This window comes from Tumebacillus algifaecis, assembly GCF_002243515.1.
GTDB classification, from domain to species: Bacteria; Bacillota; Bacilli; order Tumebacillales; family Tumebacillaceae; genus Tumebacillus_A; species Tumebacillus_A algifaecis.
On sequence record NZ_CP022657.1, the window covers coordinates 4,090,001 to 4,097,500 of the forward strand.

The 7,500-nt window shown below is 52.2% G+C and carries 4 protein-coding genes and 2 rRNA genes (1 of these 6 running past the window's edge); 1 reads left to right on the forward strand and 5 read right to left on the reverse strand.

Features of this window, described 5'->3' with window-relative positions:
• Positions 1–718: ribosomal RNA gene (locus CIG75_RS18190) — 23S ribosomal RNA — on the reverse strand (it extends 2,212 nt beyond the left edge of the window).
• Between the two features lie 189 nt (positions 719–907).
• Positions 908–2,452, reverse strand: a 16S ribosomal RNA gene (locus tag CIG75_RS18195).
• Together the 16S and 23S rRNA genes form the textbook arrangement of a ribosomal RNA operon.
• 375 nt (positions 2,453–2,827) lie before the next feature.
• Here CIG75_RS18195 and CIG75_RS18200 point away from each other — a divergent pair.
• Positions 2,828–4,357: an AAA family ATPase gene (locus CIG75_RS18200; protein WP_227874283.1), complete on the forward strand. Its 1,530-nt coding sequence runs from the start codon at positions 2,828–2,830 to the stop codon at positions 4,355–4,357.
• Between the two features lie 36 nt (positions 4,358–4,393).
• Here CIG75_RS18200 and CIG75_RS21495 read toward each other — a convergent pair whose 3' ends face one another.
• From CIG75_RS21495 to CIG75_RS18210, 3 genes are read right to left on the reverse strand one after another with little or no spacing between them, the layout of a single operon-like run.
• Entirely contained in the window at positions 4,394–4,516 is a 123-nt protein-coding gene (locus CIG75_RS21495; protein WP_265415047.1) for a hypothetical protein, read from the reverse strand.
• Between the two features lie 28 nt (positions 4,517–4,544).
• Positions 4,545–5,777, reverse strand: a complete 1,233-nt coding sequence (locus CIG75_RS18205) for an MFS transporter (protein ID WP_094237934.1) — start codon at positions 5,775–5,777, stop codon at positions 4,545–4,547.
• Positions 5,774–6,817, reverse strand: coding sequence for an ArsR family transcriptional regulator (locus CIG75_RS18210; protein ID WP_094237935.1), 1,044 nt, complete (start codon positions 6,815–6,817; stop codon positions 5,774–5,776). Before CIG75_RS18210 ends, CIG75_RS18205 begins: the two co-directional genes overlap by 4 nt.
• Positions 6,818–7,500: the final 683 nt, after the last annotated feature.

The window sequence follows — 7,500 nt, forward strand, 5'->3', positions numbered from 1 at the left end:
GGTCTACGACCGCGAACTTTCGCCCTCTTCAGACGCGCTTTCGCTGCGGCTCCGGCTTCTCACCTTAACCTCGCCCGCGATCGTAACTCGCCGGTTCATTCTACAAAAGGCACGCCGTCAGGCATTAACGCCCTCCGACTGATTGTAGGCACACGGTTTCAGGTTCTTTTTCACTCCGCTCCCGCGGTGCTTTTCACCTTTCCCTCACGGTACTGGTTCACTATCGGTCGCCAGGAAGTATTTAGCCTTAGGAGGTGGTCCTCCTTGATTCCCACGGGATTTCTCGTGTCCCGCGGTACTTGGGGTTCCGTCTCGGAGTCTGCACAGTTTCGGGTACGAGACTTTCACTCTCTTCGGTCAGCCTTTCCAGACTGTTCGCCTACTGTACAGATTTGTAACTCCATGTGAGACGCCCCGCAACCCCGCATGGCCGAAGCCACACGGTTTGGGCTGTTCCCCGTTCGCTCGCCGCTACTCAGGGAATCACTGTTGTTTTCTCTTCCTCAGGGTACTTAGATGTTTCAGTTCCCCTGGTCTACCTCTCAACACCTATGGATTCAGTGCTGAGTGACACCCCATTACGAGTGCCGGGTTTCCCCATTCGGACATCCTCGGATCAATGCCTGCTTACGGCTCCCCGAGGCATTTCGGTGTTTGCCCCGTCCTTCATCGGCTCCTGGCGCCAAGGCATCCTCCGTGCGCCCTTCGTAGCTTAACCTAAGTTATTGCATACGAAATGCTGCATTTCTTCATGTCTTGACTCACAATTTCGCTATCCAGTTTTCAAGGAACACGTTTGGGAAAGAAAAACCCTTACGGGCTTGATCCCCCAAAACTAAACGAGTTGTCAGAGATGATGCGAGTTTGATAAAGCTTGTTTTATGGTCGTTAGACCGTAAATCCTTAGAAAGGAGGTGATCCAGCCGCACCTTCCGATACGGCTACCTTGTTACGACTTCACCCCAGTCATCGACCCCACCTTAGACGGCTGGCTCCTTGCGGTTACCTCACCGGCTTCGGGTGTTGCCAACTCCCATGGTGTGACGGGCGGTGTGTACAAGGCCCGGGAACGAATTCACCGCGGCATGCTGATCCGCGATTACTAGCAATTCCAGCTTCATGCAGGCGAGTTGCAGCCTGCAATCCGAACTGTGAGCGGCTTTTTGGGATTGGCTCCGCCTCGCGGCCTCGCAACCCTTTGTACCGCCCATTGTAGCACGTGTGTAGCCCAAGACATAAGGGGCATGATGATTTGACGTCATCCCCGCCTTCCTCCGGTTTGTCACCGGCAGTCAATTGTGAGTGCCCAACTGAATGATGGCAACACAATTTAGGGGTTGCGCTCGTTGCGGGACTTAACCCAACATCTCACGACACGAGCTGACGACAACCATGCACCACCTGTCACCGCTGCCCCGAAGGGAAGGTCTATCTCTAAACCGGTCAGCGGGATGTCAAGTCTTGGTAAGGTTCTTCGCGTTGCTTCGAATTAAACCACATGCTCCACTGCTTGTGCGGGCCCCCGTCAATTCCTTTGAGTTTCAGTCTTGCGACCGTACTCCCCAGGCGGAGTGCTTAATGCGTTAGCTTCGGCACTGAGGGTGGTACCCCCCAACACCTAGCACTCATCGTTTACGGCGTGGACTACCAGGGTATCTAATCCTGTTTGCTCCCCACGCTTTCGCGCCTCAGCGTCAGAAATCGGCCAGCAAGGCGCCTTCGCCACAGGTGTTCCTCCACATCTCTACGCATTTCACCGCTACACGTGGAATTCCCCTTGCCTCTCCGATCCTCAAGCCATCCCGTATCCAAGGCAGTCCCAAGGTTGAGCCTTGGGCTTTCACCCCGGACGCAGATGGCCGCCTGCGCGCGCTTTACGCCCAGTGATTCCGGACAACGCTTGCCCCCTACGTATTACCGCGGCTGCTGGCACGTAGTTAGCCGGGGCTTCCTCCTCTGTTACCGTCAGGGTGTGAGCATTCTCTTCTCACACTTGTTCTTCACAGAAGACAGAATTTTACAACCCGAAGGCCTTCATCATTCACGCGGCGTTGCTCCATCAGGCTTGCGCCCATTGTGGAAGATTCCCTACTGCTGCCTCCCGTAGGAGTCTGGGCCGTGTCTCAGTCCCAGTGTGGCCGATCACCCTCTCAGGTCGGCTACGCATCGTCGCCTTGGTGAGCCGTTACCTCACCAACTAGCTAATGCGCCGCGGGCTCATCCGACAGTGAAGCGAAAGCTTCTTTCTCGATTCCTTCATGCGAAGGAATCGCTTATCCGGTATTAGCACTCGTTTCCAAGCGTTATCCCAGTCTGTCGGGCAGATTGCCCACGTGTTACTCACCCGTCCGCCGCTAACCTTTGGGAGCAAGCTCCCTCTGGTCCGCTCGACTTGCATGTATTAGGCACGCCGCCAGCGTTCGTCCTGAGCCAGGATCAAACTCTCAATAAAAGTTGAAAAAGTTTGTATCTTGACTCGCATCAGATCTCTGTAACACTCGTTTAGTTTTCAAGGATCAATCTGTTCATTGTCCAACGTTGCGACAGGACGTCGCGTTCTTCGTTGGGCTTCCACCGCGTGTCTCTCGCGGCGACAAGAGCTATCTTATCACGGTTCAGCAGCTTGTCACAACCTAGATACTCATCATATTCGCGATAAAGTCAACAAATTCGACCATCCAGCTGAATAGACTCGTAGTATCTTTCTATTTTGTTCTCACACTCCCTCTCTCGGCATCTTTTAAAACTGATCTGAGAATCGCAACGGGTTGCAACTACCGTTCCTTGGAGATCATAAGACGAGAAACCCACTTGAGGAGATGTCACTTTGCTGCGCCCACGCCTGAGCAAACTGATCATCAAGCACTTTCGCTGCATCGGCTCCACTCCAGTCGTCATCGAACTGGATGATATCGTCGTGTTCGTCGGTCCGAACAACGCGGGGAAAAGTTCGATCCTGCGCGCCTACGAAGTTGTCATGTCTGAAGGTTCTCAAGCAGGCAGGTTGAACCGCGACGATTTTCCAAACGGTGAGAACACGCCTGATACCATGCCAGAGATCGAACTGCACACCGTCGTGTACACTGATCCGCCTGGAAGCCGGTGGATTCAAATCGACCAACAGACTGGCGAGATGGTCGTCCGCGAAAAATGGATCGGGCCCGATGTGGGGGAACCGGTGCGCAGAGGCTTTGATGTGGAAAAAGGTGAATGGGCCGAGCAAGTGCCTCGGGGAGCGCCAAACGTCGCCAACGCTCGTCGCCCACAACCACACCGGGTGGATGCTTTCACCAACCCCAAGGGGCAGTCTGACAAGATCATGTCCATGCTCCTCTCCGTCCTCAATGACCGGATCAAACAGACAGATTACACGCTCCTGCTTGAGAAGATGACAGAAGTGCAGAAGCTGATCGTCGAACGGTCGCACACGCAGATCGCAGCTGTGGAAGCGGGTGTTTCCGAGCTGTTCAGCCAAGTCTTCCCCGATTACCAGATTCGCTTTGACGATCGTCCGGAAGACGATTTGGACAAAGCGATCCAGTTTTTTAAAGTTTCGCAACTGCCAATAGGCCCGCGAGATGGCTTTCAGAGCACAATCGACCGCCAAGGCAGCGGTGCGCGGCGCACCATGCTTCGGGCCGCCCTTCGCTACATTTCGGAGAGCGGCTATGACAAGCCCAAAGCTCGCACCAAAAAGGCGATCGACACACCAACTTCACGTCCGCACGTTCTGCATTTGGATGAGCCGGAACTGTGCTTGCATCCGAACGCGGTTCGAGAAGCTTGCCGCGTGCTCTACAATCTGCCGAAGACGGGTGAATGGCAAGTGATAGTGACCACCCATTCACCCGCCTTTCTCGCTCGATCTTTCGCGCGAAAATACGACGATCATTCGGGTCGACCGCAGCACAGATGGAACGATCAGAGGCACCACTCTTTTCGTCCCGAGCGCACACAGCTGGACGAAGATGATAAACAGAAGCTCAAACTGCTCAACCTCTGTGATCCGCACGTTGGAGATTTTTTCTTCGCCGCCAAGCCAGAACAGTTCAGAGATGTTTATATCATCCGTGCACGTGGCAAAGCGACCATCATCTCGCTGATCAAGATTTTGAATCATTTCGGGACGAGATACTCTGTTCTCCACGATAGCGACACGCCGACGATCGTCACCCGCACCGGCAAAGAGATGGCCAATTCCGCTTGGGCGCACAACATCAAGATCTATCAAGGAGTTCAAAATCACCGCGATCCGTCCAAAGTACGCCTACTCGCCTCCGTCCCTAACTTTGAGAGTGCTTACTTCGGTCACGATGTCGATGGTGAAAAGCCCTACAATGCCTTGCTTGAAATGTGAAGCCGTTCCACCTCCTTCGACAACCTTGACCATCTGCTACAAGCTCTCCTCAACCACGATCTGACCGAGCTGCCTGACAACTGTCTCGAATGGCACTCGCTTGATCAGCTCAAAGAAGCGGTGATCGCGAAGAATGCCCAATCCGCTTGACTGCGACAACGCGATCGTCTCCTTGAGCAGATCCTAGCTAGCGTTCTTTCAACTGATGGTCTTGAGGCGCGTGGAGCTTGGATTTGACCGTTGCAGGTGCGACCAACAAGTAAAACAATCCGGGCAGGAGAATTACCAAGCCGATGATCGCGTACGTTTGACGTGTTGTGAGGTCAAAAACTGCTGTGGACGCAAACAAGATCCCGAGCGGCATCGTAACTCGCAGCAAGAGCAATCGAACGGCACTCAGTTGCGTCAAACGATCTCGAGGCGCCTCACGCTGAAAAGCGGCTGCACTTTGTGCGTTGAACATGGGAAACATGAGTCCCCCGAACAGCTCACACATCCAAGCGAGCGGAATCGAGTGAACAAAAAACAGGAGGACGAACGAAAGACCGCCTCCGATCAGGCCGAGATACATCGTTTGCTTCCCTTTTGGCAACTTCGCAAGCAGGATCACTCCCAGCGCATACCCCACAGGAAACGCGCCGGAAAAGATCGCATATTCCCAAGCATGTCCCCCCAAGTCCCCTCGAATAAAAGGCACGCTGATCACCATCGCCGCTCCAACTGCAAATTGCACAGTCGAGGAGAGCAGGGTGAGCCGCAACAGGTGTCTGAATTGAAAAATTGACCGATATCCCTCTACCAGCTCTGCCCACCAAAACTTCCTCGTCCAAGTGGCGACTCTTTTGGCACTCAACTGAGGGATACGCGCGAGTGCGAAATAGCTGAGGAGGAACATCAGAGCGGATAGCCCGTAGATCAAGTGAATCGGACTGAACAAGAGTAGCAAGGACACCGCACCAGGGGCGAGAAAGCTCATCAATCGAATGGTAGCATCCAGTAAACCATTCGCGTCCACCAGCTCTTTCTCGTTGCAGATTTCAGGTAGCAGTGAGAACGACAAGCTTGCGTAGATCGGTTGCACCAAGCCCAACAGGCATTGCAACAGGATCAAACCGGTAATCGTCCCCACATCTGTTCCGATCGCATACCCGATCAACGGAAGCAGATAAGCACCGGCGCGGACCAATTGGATCTTTCGGATCACTTTCTCCTTGATAACGTGGTTGAGGAAGGGAGCACTGATTCCTTGCAGGATCAGCGAGGGAATAAAATAGATGAGCCATAATGCTCCCATCCATTCCTTCGATCCAGTCAGCTCATACAGCAGCAACCCGTTGATGATCCCACCAGCCGCTCCGCCAAACTCCGATATGATTTCGCCAGCCCAAAGCGCTTTAAACGCTGGAGAATACTTTTTCATAGAAGATCTCCGAGGTACTGGGTAAGACTTTTGGAAAAACCCTGGATTTGAGCTGGATTTGCCGAATAGATCCCTTTTTCAACACGAATGAGCTTGGCCGCTTTTAAAAGGGAGAGATGATGATGAAGCGTCGTTTTCGAAGTGTTGAACTGCAGGCTCATCTCAAGGAGCGACAAAGGTCCTTTTAGCAGCTGATATAGCAGCTTTAGTCGAAGTTCATCCCCTAGCGCCTTATGCCCCCGAACCAAGTTGATAGATGGGGTGCCCGGCTCCAACAAATATTCTTCCTTTAGCGGATAGAAAAATAGCTTCGTTTCTGGGGTGCGCTTTTCTAAAACCCAAGGTCGATAGGAGACATGCGGGATCAGCTTGACCGTCCAGACAGAAGGCTCGGGGAGATACTTGATTCCGCCTGTAATTTTTTCGATTTCCTCGATGGGATTCGTGTGCTCAATCGAGCTGTATTGCTTCTGTTCAAAAGCGAGCGCCTGCATCCACTTCTCCCATTCTTCCTGTTGGCTTACCCACTCAAACCATCCATTCAATGCATGGTTGAACAGGTCGCACATCTCCTGAACCGAATAGTGACCCAAATTGCGAACATAGCTAGCTAAGTATTCGTGCTGATCAAAATGGGTCGCATACTGCTCAAATAAATCTACCCAATCGTGCTGAACTGCTGTCGTTTTTCGCAGAAGTTCCAAATCGCGACTCACATAAGGCAAAAGTGTCTCATAGAAGTGATCGTGTGGCAGTTGCGATAATTGGTTCGAAAAATCCTGAATAGATGTTGCAGAGAATTTGTCTTGAAGCATGATCATCGCGTGCCAAAAGTTGGTCTGCTCAATCTCTTTCAGATGCTGTACAAGCGATGCAGGCATCGAATTTTGGTACGCTTTCCATTCTTCATCCAGATCGAACGTGTGGCGAAGCTGGGTATGCGTGTACCCTGCAATGCCAAGGATTACTTCCCAAACGGGCGAGTATTCCACCTTCAGCGCAATCGTTTCGGTCTGCTGTGGCGAATCTAGGTGTCGCATCGAAATACCTCCTCTTGCGAAGTGCTATCTACATTCTAAAATAAACGAATTTATAGTTCAACTTTTTTCGAATAAACTTTTACGGTGCTTTACCATTTTTCACAACTCGTCCTTTATCAGGATCAGTTTTCCCTCGTATAAAAAAAGGACCCGATCGATCCGATCAGGTCTCAACTATTCTCACAACGTCCTACTTTTCAAGATTCCGCAGTCCAATTCCGCAGTCCAATTCCCGCGTTGTCACCTTTATTTCTGAGTCTCCGTTTCCTATTCACATTCAAAATGAAAGAGACCCGATCATCAGATCGGATCTCATCTTGCCTAGCGACGTCCTACTGTCCCAGGACCCTGCGGTCCAAGTACCATACCTCTGCTTTCGCTCCGGTGGTTCTTCGCTCCGCTTCGAACGCGGCACTGTTTCTACTGACCTTGGACAACAAATGAAACACCCTATTCAATGATCAAAGCCTCCTATCGCTCTATGCTGTCCGATTTCTACAGCCGCAGTATTTTATTACACAACAATAAGACCCAGTTCATTGAACTGGGTCCTCATCTTTGCCTAGCGACGTCCTACTCTCCCAGGACCCTACGGTCCAAGTACCATACCTCCGCTCTCGCTCCGGTGGTTCTTCGCTCCGCTTCGAACGTGGCACTGTTTCTATTGGACCTTGGCCAACGGA